The organism is Xanthomonas sp. Leaf148 (assembly GCF_001423585.1).
Classification (GTDB): Bacteria; Pseudomonadota; Gammaproteobacteria; order Xanthomonadales; family Xanthomonadaceae; genus Xanthomonas.
The window spans coordinates 234,664-250,428 of record NZ_LMOP01000013.1 but is presented as its reverse complement, the minus strand read 5'-3'; the positions used below and the strand labels follow the sequence as shown (position 1 = coordinate 250,428).

Genomic DNA, 15,765 nt, shown 5'->3' with positions numbered 1-15,765 from the left:
CTTTCACGCCCTACGGGCGCGAGTCACTTTTCTTTGCTTGTGCAAAGAAAAGTAACCAAAAGAAAGCACACCCCGTCCTCGCGCCTTCCGCGCTACGCGCTCCAGGTCCGCATGCCATCCGGGAATTTTTCAAAGGGACGTCCATGTCCCTTTGAAAAACGTCGCGCATCCATGCGCGCCGCCCCTGCGGGGTTTGACCCGGATGGCCTGCCGCTGCGGTATGGGGCCCCGGAGAAGCGGGAAGCCGGAGCGAAATACAAAGACAAAGCGAAAAGGCAAAAGGCGGAAGGCGGAACGCGTCGCAGATGCTTGAGTAATACAGCTGTGCTGTGCCGGCGCTTTAACAAAAGTCAGCTGGGGGAAGTGCTACCGCGCGCGCAACGCGCGCCCACACCTACGACGCATTAAAGCTCGCAGCCAGCGTCCCCACCACCAACACCCACCCATCCACCAGCACGAACAACAGAATCTTGAACGGCGCAGAGATCAACATCGGCGACAGCATCATCATGCCCATCGACATCAACACGCTCGCCACCACCAGATCGATGATTACGAACGGGATGAAGATCAAGAACCCGATCTCGAATGCCGTCTTCAGCTCGCTGGTCACAAACGACGCCACCAGCACCGGGAACGGCACCGCGTCCGGGCCGGCGTATTTGCCGTCGCCGGCCATGCCCGCGAAGGTCATCAGATCGGTTTCGCGGATCTGCGCCAGCATGAAGGCGCGCAGCGGCTGGGTGGTCAGCGTCCAGGCAGTGGAAAAGTCGATCTGGTTGTTGAGGTACGGCTGCAGGCCGGCGCCCCACATCTTTTGCCACACCGGCATCATCACCAGGGCGGTCAGAAACATTGCCAGGCCCAGCAGCACCTGATTGGACGGGGTCTGGCCGGTACCCAGTGCCTGGCGCAGCAGGCCCAGCACGATGGTGATGCGGGTAAAGGCGGTGAGCACCAGCAGCATCGACGGCAGCAGGGTGATCGCCGTCATCAGCAGCAAGGTTTGCAGCGGCAGGCTCACCGGCTGGTCGCCGATACGGCCGACGCTCACGTTCGGCAGAGTCGGCAACTGGTTGGAGCCGGGCGGCACCGCCGCCGGTGCGGCAGCGGGCGCGGCGGCCTGCGCCATCGACGGCAATGCGGCCGGTGTGGCGGCGGCCAGCAGCGGGCAGCTCATCACCAGCAGGATCAAGATCAGGCGGAGGCTGCGCCCCCAGCGATTCCAACAACTGAACATGTCACGGATCCTTGCGCAGCTTCTGAGCGAGCAGCTGGGCGAAATTGGGGAGTTGCTTGAAATTGGGCAGGGTGGGTGCAGGCGTGGGCGGCAGCGGTTCGGGCAAGGTGTGCAAGGTGCTGATGCCGCCGGCGGTGACACCCAGCAGCAGCTGCTGGCCGTTCACCTCCACCACCACCACGCGTTCCTTGGCACCCACCGCCAGGCTGGTCACCACGCGCAGGCCCTCGCTGTTGCGGAAACCGCTGCCGGGCATGCGCTTGAGCAACCAGCCAAGGCCGACGATCAGCGCGAGCACCAACAGCAATGCAAAGACCGCGCCAAACAGGCTGGGCGAGGATGGCGCGTGCGCGCCGACCTGGGTGGCCTTGGCCGCGACGGGCGCGGCGGCAGCCAGCAGGCCGATCACCGCAGCCTCCGGATCCGTTCGCTGGGGCTGACCACGTCGGTCAGGCGGATGCCGAAGCGGTCGTTGATCACCACCACTTCGCCATGCGCGATCAGGGTGCCGTTGACGTACACGTCCAGCGGTTCGCCGGCGCCGCGTTCCAGTTCCACCACCGAGCCCTGATTGAGCTGCAGCAGGTTGCGGATCGGGATGCGGGCGCGGCCCACTTCCAGCGACAGCGTCACCGGCACGTCCAGGATGACGTCCAGATTGAGGTCGGTGGCGTTGTGGTCGTGCTCGGCCTGCAGGTTGTCGAAAGTGGCGGGCGCGGCGTCGAGGATGTCGGAGTTCATCATTTGCTGGGGTCCTGGGATGGAACGGCACGCGGGGCTTGCACGCCGGGCGGGCGGACGGCAGTGATCTTCACGGCGTTGTTGCCGTTGGAGACCCCGAATTCGCCGGTGAACATGGGGATTTCTTCCACGCACAGCGGTACCTGTGCGGGTAGATCGATCGGCAAGATGTCGCCGACCTTCAAACCGGTGAGCTGGCGCAGGCTCATGCGCTTGCTGGCCAGCACGCTCGACAGCGTCACCTCGGCGGTGTTGAGCTGCTCGCGCAGCATCACGTTCCAGGAGTCGTCGCGGTCGTTGCGGTCGCTCTGGATGCCGGCATCGAGCAGCTCGCGGATCGGTTCCAGCATCGAATACGGCAGGGTGATGTGGATCTCGCCACCGCCGCCTTCCAGCTCCACATGGAAGCGGCACACCACCACGTACTCGCGCGGGGTGACGATGTTGGCGAAGTGCGGGTTGATCTCGGAGTTGATGTACTCGAAGTCCACCTCCATCACCGGCGCCCAGGCTTCCTTCAGATCGGCAAAGGTCTGCTTGAGCATCAGCTGGATCACGCGCATCTCGGTGGCGGTGAATTCGCGGCCCTCGATGCGGGTGTGGAAGCGGCCATCGCCACCGAAGAAGTTATCCACCACGGTGAACACCAGCGTGGGTTCGAACACGATCAGGCCGGTGCCGCGCAGCGGTTTGAAGCGGATCAGGTTGAGGTTGGTCGGCACGTACAGCGAGTGCATGTACTCGTTGAACTTGACCAGGTCGATGCCGCGCACCGACAGGTCGGCCGAGCGCCGGATCAGGTTGAACAGGCCGATGCGCCATAGCCGCGCAAAGCGCTCGTTGACCATCTCCAGGGTCGGCATGCGCCCACGGATGATGCGGTCCTGGCTGGACAGATCGTATTGCCGCGCCTCGCCGGGCAACGGCTCCGGCTCGGTATTGACCGCACCGGAATCCACGCCATGCAGCAGGGCATCGATCTCGTCCTGGGAAAGCAGATCACTGACGCTCATGGGCAGGCCTTACTGGGTAACGAAACTGGTGAACAGCAATTCTTCGACGCACTTCTTGCCGGTTTCGCTGGTCATGACCTTTTGCGCTTCGGTCAGCGCGGCCTTCTGCAGCTTCTGCTTGCCGGGCAGATCGGCCACATCGGTGGCCTTGGTCTGCGACAGCAGCATCAACAGGTGTGCGCGGATGGCCGGCGCGTTTTCGGTGATGAGCTTGAGTTCTTCCGGGTCGCGGGTGACCAGCTGCACTTCGACCTGCAGGTACTGCGGGCCGTCGCCGGGGTCGGCCAGGTTGACCACGATCGCCGGGTCCATCGGAAAATACTGTGCCGGCTTGGGCACTTCGGCGACCTTGGGCGCGGCGTGCTTGCCGCCTTTTTCATCGCCCTTGTGGCCCAGAAAGAACCACGCGCCGCCGCCGGCCGCTGCCAGCACGACCACGCCGATGGCGATCAGCAGAAGAGGCTTTTTGCCGCCTTTCTTCTTCTCGTCTTTCTCTTCGGTCTTTTCGGTCTTTTCAGGTTTCTTGGCCGCTGCCACGTTCTGCTCCAGGAGAATGCTCATCCAAGGGATGCAATTGGCATGCCAAAACCGCGACGGTTTCCTGGCGCTGCAGGCGCGCGCGCACAAAACCCCCCGCGAGCCTTGCGTCGCGTGGGGATTGGGATGGCCGCAGCGTCGGTGCGACGCGCGTTTGTGCAGCGCGCCGGGCTAATCCGGCGCGGTGGCTCAGGCGTAGGCGTCCAGCAATCCACGCTGGCGTAACACCACCGACGGAATTCCGACGGGCGGGCTGTCGTCCAGGGTGAGGCCGTTTCCATCGCGCCCACCGCCGTTGCGGTTGCCGGTCTGGCTCTGCTGTTGCTGGCTGACATCAGCCTGGCCCAGCTGGAAACCGTTCTGGCCGAGCATTTCGCGCAGCCGCGGCAGGCTCTGTTCCAAGGCCTGACGGGTGTCGGCGTTGGCGGCGGTGAAGCTGGCGTTGACCTTGTCGCCGTCCAGATGCAGACGCACCTCGACCGGGCCCATCTCGTTCGGGGTAACCTTGATGTGCGCGTGGCCGATCTTTTGGTCGGCCAGCCAGCTCAGGCGGGCGCCGATGGCATCGTCGAAGGTGTCGCTGCCCATCTCCGGGGTCGGGGTGGGCGAGGCGGCGAAGATCGGCGCCGGGTCCTGCAAGCGGGTGAGCGTAGGCGCGGCGGTCGGCAACACAAACGCCGGGGCATCCGGCGCGTCCGTTGCGGCGGTGTCGTCGGCCGGGTCCAGCGCCTTGACCGCCATGCTCATCAGCGCGGCGGCTTGCGCATCGCCGCTGACTGCCGTGGTCGAGGTGGGCTTGGCGCCTGCGGCGGCAGCCGGCGCGAGCGCACCCAGGGCGGGCAGGGCGCTCGTGGCGGTTGCGGCAGCAGTGGCTGTGGGTGCGGTGGCGTCGGTCGGCAGTGCGGTTGCGGTTGGCGTGGCGCCGGCCGCATTGGCCATACTGGCGGCCAGTGCGGCGGCAGCGGCGGCGAGCACATCGCCGCCCGGTACCGCCTGGGCCAGCAGGCTCATGCCAAAACCGCCCAGCCCCGCTGGCGGCCAGCCGGCCTCGGTCGGCGTGGCAGCATCGGTGGGGGCGTCCTTGCTGTCCTTGCTGGCGGTTGCGCTCTTGCCGGTCGCGGTGGCGGTAGTGCTGTCCTTGGCCGTCGGTTCCTTGGCGGGCTGGGCAGACTTGGTATCGCCATCCTGGGCGCGCGGGCGCTTGGTCGCATCGCCGGGCGCGTCATCGTTCTGTTCGTCGTCGCCGCGGTTCTTGTCGGGCTGGCTGGATTTGGCCGCGGACTGCTTGGCCGGTACGCGCTCTGGCGCCTGCTGCGGAGCGTGGTTGGGCGTATTGGCCGGATTGAGCATGCGCGCAAACTGGTCCTGCGCCGGGTCCTGCTCGGACGACGGGTCGCTGTAGCTGGACTTCTTGCCGGTGCTGGCAAGCGCGCCAAGGCCGGCGGCAAACGCGGACAGGGGGTTCATACGGAGTCTCCGTGAGTATCTTCGGCCCGCGCCAGGCGCGAGCGGCGTGCGCCAAGATCGTCCATCTCGCGCTGGTCGCGACGTTCGATCACCTTGTTTTCCTGGGCGCGGTAGCTGGCGGCCAGTTGCTCCAGCACCTGCTTCTCGCGGCTGGCCAGCAGCAGGCGGGTGCGCTCGGATTCGACCTTGGCGATATTGCTTTCCACGGTCTGGGCCTGCTGCAGCACGGCGCTGTCGAGCCGATCCAGAAAGGCGCGGCGGTTACTCAGCGCCACCGCACTGGTGCCGGCCAGCTGGCTGTTGGCGTATTCCTCGGCGTAGCGGCGCAGTTCTTCCAGGCGCGACTGATGGGTCTCCAGGGTGCGCTGGCGCTCGGCCAGATCGCGGGCGACCTTGTCTTCCTGTTCCTGTGCCCGCCGTAGCAGGGGATCGATTCGCTTGGACTGCATCATGGATTAGTTCTCGGGTTCCACCAGCTGCTGCAGCGCGGACAGGCTATCGCTCAGCAGCGATGCCTTGTGGACGTCCTGGCCAAGGAATTCGACGATCTCCGGCCAGCGCGCCAATGCTTCGTCGGTGGCCGGGTCGCTGCCGCGCTGGTAGGCGCCGATGGCGATCAGGTCGCGGTTGGCGGTGTAGGCAGAGAGCAGGCGCTTGAGCTTGCGGATACGCAGGCGCCAGGGTTCGTCGGCGATGTCCTGCACCACGCGGCTGACCGACGATTCCAGGTCGATGGCCGGGTACAGGCCGCTGTCGGCAACCCGACGCGAGAGCAGGATATGGCCGTCCAGAATGGCGCGGGCGGCGTCGGCAATCGGGTCCTGCGGGTCGTCGCCCTCGGTCAGCACGGTGTAGAAGGCAGTAATCGAGCCGCGGCCCTTGGCGCCGTTGCCGGCACGTTCCACCAGCGCCGGCAATTTGGCGAACACCGACGGCGGGTAGCCGCGGGTGGTGGGCGGCTCGCCGACCGACAGGCCGATCTCGCGCTGCGCCTGGGCGAAGCGGGTCAGCGAATCCATCAGCAACAACACGTTCAAGCCCTGGTCGCGGAACCATTCGGCAATCGCCGTGGCGCGGTAGGCGCCGTGCAGGCGCGCCAGCGGCGGGCGGTCGGCCGGGGCGGCCACGACCACGGCGCGGCGCAGGCCTTCTTCGCCCAGGGTGGTTTCGACGAAATCGCGCACTTCGCGGCCACGTTCGCCGATCAGGCCGACCACGATGACGTCGGCCGAGGTGAAGCGGGTCATCATGCCCAGCAGCGTCGATTTACCGACGCCGGAGCCGGCGAACAGGCCCACGCGCTGACCGCGGCCGATCGGCAGCATGGCGTTGATGGCGCGCACGCCCACATCCAGCGAGGTGGTGATGGGCTCGCGCGCCAGCGGGTTGATCGACATGCCGGCCATGCTGACGCTGCCTTCGCCGCGGATCGGGCCCTTGCCGTCCAGCGGGGTGCCATCGCTGTCGATGACGCGGCCGAGCAGGCCTTCGCCCACTTCCACGCCACCGCGGCGCCGCGAGGGCACCACGCGGGCGTTGGGCAGCAGGCCGTGCAGTTCGGCGCTGGGCATCAGATAGGTCCGTTCGCCGGCAAAGCCGACCACTTCGGCATCCACCCAGCCGCCATCGACTTCGACCTTGCAGGTGGCGCCCATCGGCGCTTCGCAGCCGGTGGCTTCCAGGGTCAGGCCGACGGCGCGGCGCAGGATGCCTTCGCGGATCAACGTGCGGCCGGCGGTGGGTTCCAGGCCAAGCGTACCCAGCCGGGTGGCCAGGCGCAGATTGCGTGCATCCAGCCAATCGGCCGGGGTGGCGCCGAACAGGGCGCTCACAGGCCCGCTCCGGATTTGCGCATGACTGTCTCCAGCGCGGCCCGCAGGCGCGCTTCCAGGGTGCCGTCCACGCGCACGCTTTCGGCATGTACGCGCAGGTCGCCGCGGCTCAGGCTCATGTCCGGGGCCACGCGGGTGGTGCTGCTGGGCGCCAGATGCGGCAGCAGCGCGGTGATGTCGTCCGGGTGCAAGCGCACTTCGACCTCGCGGCCGGCGCCGCCGACCGCATCCACGGCCTCGCCGACCAGGTCGGCCAGCAGTTGCGGTTCCACCTGGTAGGCACGCCCGACCAGCTGACCGGCGATGCGCACGGCCAGCTCGCCGAGCGCGCCGACCACTTCGTTTTCCAGTCGGGCCAGCGGGCGGGTGAAGTTGTCCAGGATGCCGTCGATCTGCGCGGTCAAACGGCGCACTTCGGACTGGCCCTGGGCAAAGCCTTCGGCATGGCCGCGGGCAAAGCCTTCCTGCTGGGCGGCGTCTTCGATGGCCTGGATTTCTTCCAGGGTCGGCGGGCGCAGCACCGGCTCGTAGACGGCCGGTTCGTCGAACTCCGGTTCCGGCGCGGCCAGGGCCATGTGCAGGTCGGGGGCCAGCCAGCGGGTGACCACGTCGTTCATACCATGGCCTCCGCACCGGCGCCGCCGAGGCTGATAGCGCCTTCGTCAGCCAGACGGCGGACGATGGTGAGGATTTCCTTCTGCGCCGCTTCCACGTCGGCCAGGCGCACCGGGCCACGCGCTTCCATGTCTTCGATCAGGATCTCGGCAGCGCGCTGGGACATGTTGCGGGTGATCTTTTCGCGCACCTTGGTGTCGGCGCCGCGCAGGGCCAGGCCCAGGCGCTCGCCGGAGACTTCGCGCAGCAGCGTCTGCAGGCCGCGGTCGTCCAGGTCCACCAGGTTGTCGAACACGAACATCAGGTCCTGGATCTTGCTGGCCAGGTCGGCGTCGATCTTGCCGATCTCGCCCAGCACGCCTTGCTCCGGGCCGGTGTCCAGGAAGTTGAGGATGTTGGCCGCCACCTTGATGCCGCCCACGTTGGACGACTTCAGGTTCTGGTTGCCGGCAAATTGGCGCTCCATGATGTCGTTGAGCTCGCTCAGCGCGTTCGGCGGGATGCCGTCCAGGGTGGCGATGCGCAGCAGCACGTCGGCGCGGGTGCGCTCGGGCAGCAGCTTCAGCGCCTCTGCGGCCTGGTCGCTATCCAGATGCGCCATCACGATGGCGATGATCTGCGGGTGTTCGTTGCGCACCAGGTCGGCGACCGCGCGCGGATCCATCCATTTCAGGGTATCCAGGCCGGTGGTGTTGCGGCCCAGCAGGATGCGGTCGATCAGGCCGCCGGCCTTGTCGGCGCCCAGCGCCTGGATCAGCACGTTACGGATGTAGTCGTCGGCGCCCACGCCCAGCGAGGTCTTGCCGGCCAGTTCGCCGTTGAAGTCGTCCATCACCTTCTCGACCTGATCGCGCGAAATGCCGGTCATGGTGGCCATGGCGATGCCGATCTTCTGCACTTCCTTGGGGTCCATGTGCTTGAGCACTTCGGCTGCATCGCTTTCACCCAGCGACAGCAACAACACCGCGGCGCGTTGCACTCCAGTCATCGGTTGTGTTTCAGGCTTCACTGGCGACCCATCCCTTTACGACTTGTGCGACACGTTTTGAATCGGCTTTGACTGCTTCGCGCGCCACGCGCATGCGCTCTTCGTAGGCATCCGGCAGGGCGATCGGGGTCTTGCGTTCCTGACCGATCTGCGCGGTGTCTTCTTCCAGGCCGGGCATCAGGTCGTTGTCTTCGTTGACCATCCGCACGTCGGCGCTCTGTGGAGTGCCATCGTTGCCGCCCTTGCGGTGTTTTTCCTTGATCGCGGTCACGCCGGTGAGTTGACGCAGGGTGGGGCGTACCACGCCGAACAGCAGCGCCAGCACCACCACCGCACCGACCAGCAGGCGCAGACCGTTCTGCACGCGCGGGTCTTCCCACCACTTGGGGCCTTCCTCGCCCGCAACCGCTTCCCGCACAAACGGGGCATTCATCACCGACACCGTGTCGCCACGTGCCGCATCAAAGCCTACCGCCTGCTTGACCAGGCCCTCGATGCGGGTGAGCTCGGCGGCGGTGAGCGGCTGCTCGACCATCTTGCCCTTGGCACCGGGGCGCGGGACGTTGTCCAGCAGCACCGCCACCGACACCCGCTTGATGCGGCCGGCCGGCTGACGGGTGTGTTGCAAGGTTCGGTCCAATTCGTAATTGCGGGTGGCGCTCTTGGAACTTTCGGTCGGCGCGGCCGGGGCGGCGGCCTGGCCGTTGGCGGCAGCCGGGGTGCCCGGCGCACCGGCGACGGCCGGAGCCGGCGGCTGGCCGGGGCTGTTGCTGGTGGCGCCCGGAGGGCCCTGCGGGCCGGTGGCGCTGGTGCTGCTGTCGCTGACCTGCTCGCTGCGCAGCTTGGCCGGCTCGCCGTTATAGAGTTCGCGGGCTTCTTCAACTACCGAGAAGTCCATGTCCACGCTGACTTCCGGGTTGACCCGGCCCGGGCCGGTCATCGGTTCCAGCAATTCGCGGATGCGCTGGTTGTAGGAGCTTTCCTGGCGACGCACCTGTTCGAACTGGGCGGCGTGCTGGGCGGCGTCGCTGTTGGGGTCGGCAATGGAGAGCATGCGGCCGCTCTGGTCGACCACGGTCACCCGCTCCGGGGTCATGTCCGGGATGCTGGACGCCACCAAATTGACGATGGCATCCACCTGATTGCGCTCCAGACCCTGGCCACCGCGCAACTCCAGCACCACCGAGGCGCTGGCGACGTCACGCTGGCGGGTGAAGGCGCTGGGCTTGGGAATGGCCAGATGCACCCGCGCCTCGCGCACCGGGCGCAGGGTGCTGATGGTGCGCGAGAGTTCGGTTTCCAGCGCGTGCTGGTAGCGGGCGTTTTCCACGAACTGGCTGACGCCGAAGCCCGGGTCCTTTTCCATCAGCTCGAAACCGCCGCCGGTTTCCTTACCGGTCAGGCCGGAGCCGGCCAGCTTCAGGCGCGCGTCGTACAGACGGTCCTGCGGTACCGAGATGGCGCCGGTGCCCTGGTCGATCTTGAACGGGATCTGCGCGGTGCGCAGCAGGTCGGCCGCCTCGGCGTTGCCCTTTTCGTCCAGGCCGGTGTAAAGCGACTGATAGCCCGGCTGCTGCGACCAGAAGAACACCGCCAGGCCGGCACCTACCGCCAGGGCGATCATCGCCATCATGGTCAGCTTGCGGGTGATCTGCAGGCTACGGACACGGTCGAACCACTGGCCCGCCTTTTCGGCGTTCTGGTTCATGTTTTCTCTGCTGATTGCGAGTGCCATGGGTGTTCGACCTTTACAGCGGCATGTTCATGACGTCCTGATAAGCCTGGACGAGACGGTTGCGGACTTCGACAGTGGCGCGGAAGGCCACCTGGGATTGCTGGGAGGCGACCATGACCCGTGCCAGATCGGCACTGGGGTCGCCCATTTCGAATGCTTTGGCCAGCGCACCTGACTTCTGCTGGGCCTCGTTGACGCCGCCGATGGCGCCGCGCAAGGTCTCGCTGAAGCTGGGCGCCTGGGTTGCCGGCGTTCCCTGTGCGCCAGCCAATCCCTGGATCTGATTGCCGCGCGCCGCATCGCCCACCGCACCCATCGGGCCTTGGCCCATCTGAGTCTGGTAGCTGCGGATCTGCGAAAGAATCGAGGTAACGGAGTCGCTCATGGGTGCGGTCAGCCAGGGAGGCATCCACACCAATGCAAGCGGCGTGCCGAAATCGCGCCGGGATTCCGGCACGGGGCATTCCTGTCGCGCCTGTCGGCGGGAACGTTGCAGCGAGATCGCCCCCATCCGCCCTTCGGGCACCTTCCCCCGCAAGCGAGGGAAGGGAGCCGGTGGGCGACCAGTTGCAGTGCAACCGATCAGTTGCGCGCAGCCAACCAGTTGCGTGCAGCCAGACTTTCCCTTCTCCCGCTGGCGGGAGAAGGTGGCGCGCAGCGCCGGATGAGGGCGCGACGGTAATTGCCACGCGGCTGCAGGCAGAGCAACGCGCGGCGCCGGAGTGTGGACGCATGCCCCCATCCGCCCTTCGGGCACCTTCCCCCGCAAGCGAGGGAAGGGAGCCGGTGGGCGACCAGTTGCAGTGCAACCGACCAGTTGCGTGCAACCGACCAGTCGCGCGCAGCCAGGCTTTCCCTTCTCCCGCTAGCGGGAGAAGGTGGCGCGCAGCGCCGGATGAGGGCACCACCGTCAATTCACACAGCCACGCATCCGTTTCACCGCAAGCGGGAGAACGCTGAAGCAGCGTCCCCGCGCTAGTCCGGCAACCAGGCGGCTTGCCAGGTGTCCAGATGGCTGCCGCTCAACATCCAGTCGCGGCGCACTGCCTCGCGCAACGCTGCGCCTTTCGCTGCTGAAGCGGCCGGGTCGGACAGATGCTCGCGGATCGCCCCGATCCAGTCGCGGTAGCGGTTTTTCACCAGCGTCACCGGCAGGTTGCCCTGGTAGCAACGCACGTCGCTGGCGATCACCGGATAACCGCAAGCGCCATATTCCAAGAGTCGCAGATTGCTTTTGCACTCGTTGAACAGGTTTTGCTCCACCGGTGCCAGCGCCAGATCCAGATCCAGCGCGGCCAGCGCGGCCGGGTAGTGATCGATCGGCACGCCGGGCTGGAACTGGTGCACGTGCTGGCGCAGCGCGAACGGGTACATCCCCATGAACACCCATTCGACCTCGTCGGCCAGTTCGCGCACCACGTCGGCGATCAGTTCCAGGTCGCCGGTATGGCTGGCGCCGCCGGCCCAACCGATCCGCGGCTTGCCGCCGTGGCGGATGCCGCGCTCTGGCAAGGCGTCCCACCAATGCGGCGGCAGGCGGTTTTCGGCCACGCGGATATCGCTGTGCAGCCCGGCAAACGCTTCGGCCAACGCAGGCGTGGACACCACAAAGCGGTCCACCAGGCCCAGCCCGCGCCGCACGGTCTTGAGAATGTCCTTGGGCATCTGCGCGCGATGGGTATTTTTCAGCGGCAGGTTGGGCAGGTAATCGTCCAGCTCGTAGACCTTGAACGCGCGCGACAAGGCCTTCATACGCCGCATCGCCTCCAGCCGCGCTTCGCCCACCTGGCGTTGCAGGATCACCACGTCGGGATCCTGACGTGCCAGCTCACTGATCTCCAGATAGCCGTTGAACAACACGCCCTCGGCCAGCCCGGCCTCGCGCAGGGCGCGCAGCGGCTGGATCACCCGGTAGTGTCCGCAGCCTTCGATATCGGCCGGCAGTGCGATCACGCTCGGTAGCGGTCGCCACGACTGCAATGGCCGCCAGCTGGCGCGCGGGTCGGCCAGCGCAAAGCCCGCGCCCGGGTCCAGCGAAAACCCCGGGTTGTAGGCCGGGTCGTTGGCCATCACCGGCAACCAACGTGCATACATCGCCTCTTCGTCCAGCGCAGTGGCAGGCGTCTGCTCGGGTGGGTCGATCAACAGCTGCGCGCGCGCGGCAAACACATTCAAGTACCCGGCCTGGTGCAGGCGCAGGCACAGGTCGACATCGCTCCACTGCGCCAGTGCCGGCTCCAGCGCAAAGCCGCCTGCATCGATAAACAGCTGGCGCGGCAGCATCAGGCACTCGCCGCTCAAGGCGGTGTAGTTCTGATCCAGCTGCAGGCGCTGCAGATAGCCGGATTCGTCGAAGGCACTGCCTTCAAACGCGCGCGCCACCGGTGCCCCCAGGCCCAGCAGCAGGCCGGCGTGATGCACGGTGCCGTCGCCGCGCAACAGCTTGCCGGCCACCGCACCCACTTCCGGACGGAGTGCGTGGTTGAGCAGTTGCTCCAGCCAATCGGCCTTCATCACCGCAGCGCCGGCCGACAGCCACAGCAGCACGTCCCCACGTGCATGCTCGGCGGCCGCGTTGCAGACCGCTTCACGCGTAGTCTCGGCGGCAAAGCGCAGCACGCGGATCTGCTGCATGCCCAGCGCTTCGATGCCGGCCAGCCAATCGCGCAGGTCCGGAGCGTTGCTATCGCGATCCAGCAGCAGCACTTCGTAATGCGGGTAGGTTGTGTTGGCCAGGATGCTTTCCAGGCAGCGCTGCACCTGCGGCAAACGGCCATCGACCAGCACCAGGATGCTGACCAGCGGCTGCTGGGCATGTTGGTAATCCACCGCATGCCGACCAGGGCCGGCACTGTGCACGCGCGCGTCCGCATACCCGCGCGCGGCCAGATGGCGGGCAATGGCATGTTGCTCGTCCGCATCGGTGTGCCGGGTCTGGGCCGCGGCCACCAACAAGGGCTCGGCGATGTGCTGCACGCAGGCCAGGCCGTAACGCTCGACCAGGCCAAGCTGATAGCCGAGTTCGAAAGCATGCCCAAGGTCTGCCGGAAAACCGCCGTCGGCCACCAGACTGCTGCGGCGGAACAGCCAGTGCCGCGACAGCGTGGACGGCGCACTCAACAGCGCATCCAGATACAGCGCCGGCCGCAACGCCAGCCCAAGCTGCGCGGTGTCCAGCGCGACCACTTCGTCCGCATAGACCGCCTGGCACTGCTCGGGCAGCCCGATCATGCCCAGCGCCAGCATCGTCAGGCCGCTGGTCGTAAAGACACTGCCGGCATCCACCAGCACCACCCAATCGACATCCTGTTGCCTTGCAATGGCCTGGTTGAGTGAGGCCACCAGACCCGCCTCGCCAATCAATACCCCATGCTCGCCGTGCTCGGCCATCTGCTGCGGTGCGCTGCTGACCACCCAGGTCTGCTGATTTCGATAGCAAGCCAACGCATCGATACTGGCCTGGGTTGTGGCTACTGCGGCGGCATCGCCATCACGGTCGATCAGCATCACCGCAATGCGTGGCCCGCCGGCATGCGCCTGCAGGCGGGCATCGATCAACGCGCGCTGCACATCGCTGGGGTGTCGCACGCCCAGCCAGGTGCCCGGCGACACCCGCTCGGCCATGCCGGCGCTTTGCATCAGCGCATTGACCAGGTCTACCGACTTGAATACCCGCGCCTTGTGCGGGCTGAGCGGCGCAACCCGCACCTGCCGGTTGTCGCCGGTCTCGCGCCGCCAACCCAGCTGGCGGATACCCTGGCGCAGATCCTCGTGGCCTTGGTCGCCGATGCCGGGCTGATTACGACCGGCCTGGCTGAACTGCGCATTGGACACCCGAAAGTGAGTGAGCGGCCTGGACAGCAGCGCCAGGTTGCCGTGGCGCAGCAGCTTGACGTAGATCGCCAGATCGCCGACCCAATGGATCGGCTTACCGTTCAACGACATCAAGTCAGCGCCCATAGCCAGCAGATCGGCGCGCCGACACAGCACGCAACTCGGCTCGCCGATGAAGTTGATGGTGTGGTCCGCCAGGAACGACACCAGCTCCTGCCCATCGATCAACGCATCGTCGGCAAACGGAAAGCAGGTGGCCAGGATGTCCGGCAACGGCGCGCCGTCGTCGTCGATGCGCAACCGACGCGACGATGCCATTGCCGTGCCCGGATTGCGCTCGATCGCTGCCACCAACTGCTCAATGCAGTCCGGCTCAAGCACATCGTCGTCATGCAGGAACTTGACGTACTCGCCCTGTGCTAGCCCTATGCCTTTAACGGTGCTGCCCAGCTCGCCTAGCCGCGACGGATTGCGGTGATAGCGGATCGGGAATGTGGCATCCGCTAGCCTGAGTTCCAGCAACGCCGCAATCGCGCCATCTCCGTTGTCGTCGCAGATCACCAGCTCCAACGCTGCGTAGGTCTGCGCCAGCAAGCTGTCCAGCGCCTGCGTGAAATACGCAGGTTTGTAGGTCGGCATGACGATGCTGACTAGAATGGTGGAAGTCATGCCGGGCGGACCGTGTTCGAGGATTGGATAACTAGGACTCGTAACATTTCGTCGGGGAGATTCGAAAACAGGGAGTCCAACGCGGCCGGCGTTCGGCAATAGGTGGCGGCCCACAGGGCATCTGGGTCCAGGCGCTTTCCTTTCAGTTCAGCAGCGCTGCGATCAGGTTGCCCGGATCGGTGTCTGGCTGACGTAGCAAGAGCCGGTGCGGGCGCGAATCAAGCGCGTGGCGAAGGGTGCCCAGGTCCAGGATCGAACGTCGCATGAAAAACACCGAAGGGACGACGGCGCGCTCGGGGTGAAGAGAAGCGATCGCGTCGGCGGAACCGGACAGATAAACGGCGTCGGTCATCGCCTCGGCGACAGGCAGGCAGCCCAGGCTGCGCCGGTAGAATTCCAGCTGTGGCCCCAGCGCCTCGGCAGCAGCGGTCGACAACTCCACGTCCAATTCGGCGTCGGGCTCCTGGATTCGCCAACTCAGCAGCGCCTCCAGAAAGGGCAATGGCGTGTCCAGCACATGTACGCGCTTGAGCGCACCATACGCGTACAGATCGCAGAGCAAGAAGCGCAGCTCGTCGTCCGGCGTCCGGTCGTCGTCGAAGGCAAGCATCTGGTCCCAATCGCAGCTCCTGGCGATCGCGTCCAACTGGATGGCGACTTGGTGCGAGCGCAGATCGGCGAAGCCGTTGCCGATGAGATGCGGTACGGGACAATCGCGCAGCCTGCGCAGGTCCGACGACGTGACGCCGGCGAGGGGGAAGCGCAACCGGTCCCCATGGTCCTGGTCCACTAGGTCTCTGATGAACTCGGCAACCCCCTGCGTTCGGATTCCCAGCGTGGCGAAGAAGTCCCGCAGATCGGCACCCAGCCGCACATCCGCCAGACCGGGGCGGTGGCACTCAAGGACAATGTCGTCCATGCGCACCACGCTGCGGGCGGCATCAAAGTCCAGCACCTTAATGCCGTCGAGGTCGTCCGGTATCTGGCGCGGGTAGATGATGCCGGATAGCTGCATCGCATTCAGTCGCAGAAATCGTTTGAAGAAGTTGAGCGCTGGGCTCTGCAGAGCCCAGCCGGCGGCGTAGATGCGCATG

14 protein-coding genes are annotated in these 15,765 nt (G+C 66.3%); all 14 read right to left on the bottom strand.

All coding sequences use genetic code 11. The annotated features are described in order from the left end of the window. Window positions 1-394 precede the first annotated feature (394 nt). Complete coding sequence (fliP, locus tag ASF90_RS20450; protein WP_055854522.1) at window positions 395-1,240, bottom strand: flagellar type III secretion system pore protein FliP; 846 nt, start codon at window positions 1,238-1,240, stop codon at window positions 395-397. A 1-nt stretch (window position 1,241) separates the two neighbouring features. Next, window positions 1,242-1,649 carry a flagellar biosynthetic protein FliO gene (gene fliO / locus ASF90_RS20445; RefSeq protein ID WP_055854519.1) on the bottom strand — a complete coding sequence of 136 codons (408 nt, stop codon included), beginning with the start codon at window positions 1,647-1,649 and terminating at the stop codon, window positions 1,242-1,244. Continuing rightward, the gene (gene fliN / locus ASF90_RS20440) at window positions 1,646-1,984 is read right to left on the bottom strand and encodes a flagellar motor switch protein FliN (protein WP_055854516.1); all 339 of its coding nucleotides are present in this window, start codon (window positions 1,982-1,984) and stop codon (window positions 1,646-1,648) included. The genes fliO and fliN overlap by 4 nt, the downstream gene beginning before the upstream one ends. Then, the gene (fliM, locus tag ASF90_RS20435) at window positions 1,981-2,994 is read right to left on the bottom strand and encodes a flagellar motor switch protein FliM (RefSeq protein WP_005996003.1); all 1,014 of its coding nucleotides are present in this window, start codon (window positions 2,992-2,994) and stop codon (window positions 1,981-1,983) included. Before fliM ends, fliN begins: the two co-directional genes overlap by 4 nt. 9 nt (window positions 2,995-3,003) lie before the next feature. Beyond that, window positions 3,004-3,555 carry a flagellar basal body-associated FliL family protein gene (locus ASF90_RS20430; RefSeq protein WP_193552442.1) on the bottom strand — a complete coding sequence of 184 codons (552 nt, stop codon included), beginning with the start codon at window positions 3,553-3,555 and terminating at the stop codon, window positions 3,004-3,006. Between the two features lie 165 nt (window positions 3,556-3,720). Next, window positions 3,721-4,998, bottom strand: a complete 1,278-nt coding sequence (locus ASF90_RS20425; RefSeq protein WP_055854514.1) for a flagellar hook-length control protein FliK — start codon at window positions 4,996-4,998, stop codon at window positions 3,721-3,723. Continuing rightward, the gene (gene fliJ / locus ASF90_RS20420; RefSeq protein ID WP_055854512.1) at window positions 4,995-5,450 is read right to left on the bottom strand and encodes a flagellar export protein FliJ; all 456 of its coding nucleotides are present in this window, start codon (window positions 5,448-5,450) and stop codon (window positions 4,995-4,997) included. The genes ASF90_RS20425 and fliJ overlap by 4 nt, the downstream gene beginning before the upstream one ends. Window positions 5,451-5,453: 3 nt before the next feature. After that, window positions 5,454-6,830 (bottom strand): flagellar protein export ATPase FliI, encoded by a 1,377-nt coding sequence (gene fliI / locus ASF90_RS20415; protein WP_005997126.1) that lies wholly within the window; start codon window positions 6,828-6,830, stop codon window positions 5,454-5,456. Then, complete coding sequence (locus ASF90_RS20410) at window positions 6,827-7,447, bottom strand: FliH/SctL family protein (protein WP_055854509.1); 621 nt, start codon at window positions 7,445-7,447, stop codon at window positions 6,827-6,829. Before ASF90_RS20410 ends, fliI begins: the two co-directional genes overlap by 4 nt. Further along, entirely contained in the window at window positions 7,444-8,433 is a 990-nt protein-coding gene (fliG, locus tag ASF90_RS20405; protein ID WP_055854507.1) for a flagellar motor switch protein FliG, read from the bottom strand. Before fliG ends, ASF90_RS20410 begins: the two co-directional genes overlap by 4 nt. A gap of 10 nt (window positions 8,434-8,443) precedes the next feature. Beyond that, entirely contained in the window at window positions 8,444-10,168 is a 1,725-nt protein-coding gene (gene fliF, locus ASF90_RS20400; RefSeq protein WP_055854505.1) for a flagellar basal-body MS-ring/collar protein FliF, read from the bottom strand. 13 nt (window positions 10,169-10,181) lie between these two features. Further along, window positions 10,182-10,553, bottom strand: coding sequence for a flagellar hook-basal body complex protein FliE (gene fliE, locus ASF90_RS20395; protein ID WP_055854604.1), 372 nt, complete (start codon window positions 10,551-10,553; stop codon window positions 10,182-10,184). Between the two features lie 590 nt (window positions 10,554-11,143). After that, window positions 11,144-14,641 (bottom strand): glycosyltransferase, encoded by a 3,498-nt coding sequence (locus ASF90_RS20390; protein ID WP_055854502.1) that lies wholly within the window; start codon window positions 14,639-14,641, stop codon window positions 11,144-11,146. A gap of 172 nt (window positions 14,642-14,813) precedes the next feature. After that, window positions 14,814-15,764 (bottom strand): hypothetical protein, encoded by a 951-nt coding sequence (locus ASF90_RS20385; protein ID WP_055854499.1) that lies wholly within the window; start codon window positions 15,762-15,764, stop codon window positions 14,814-14,816. Window position 15,765: the final 1 nt, after the last annotated feature.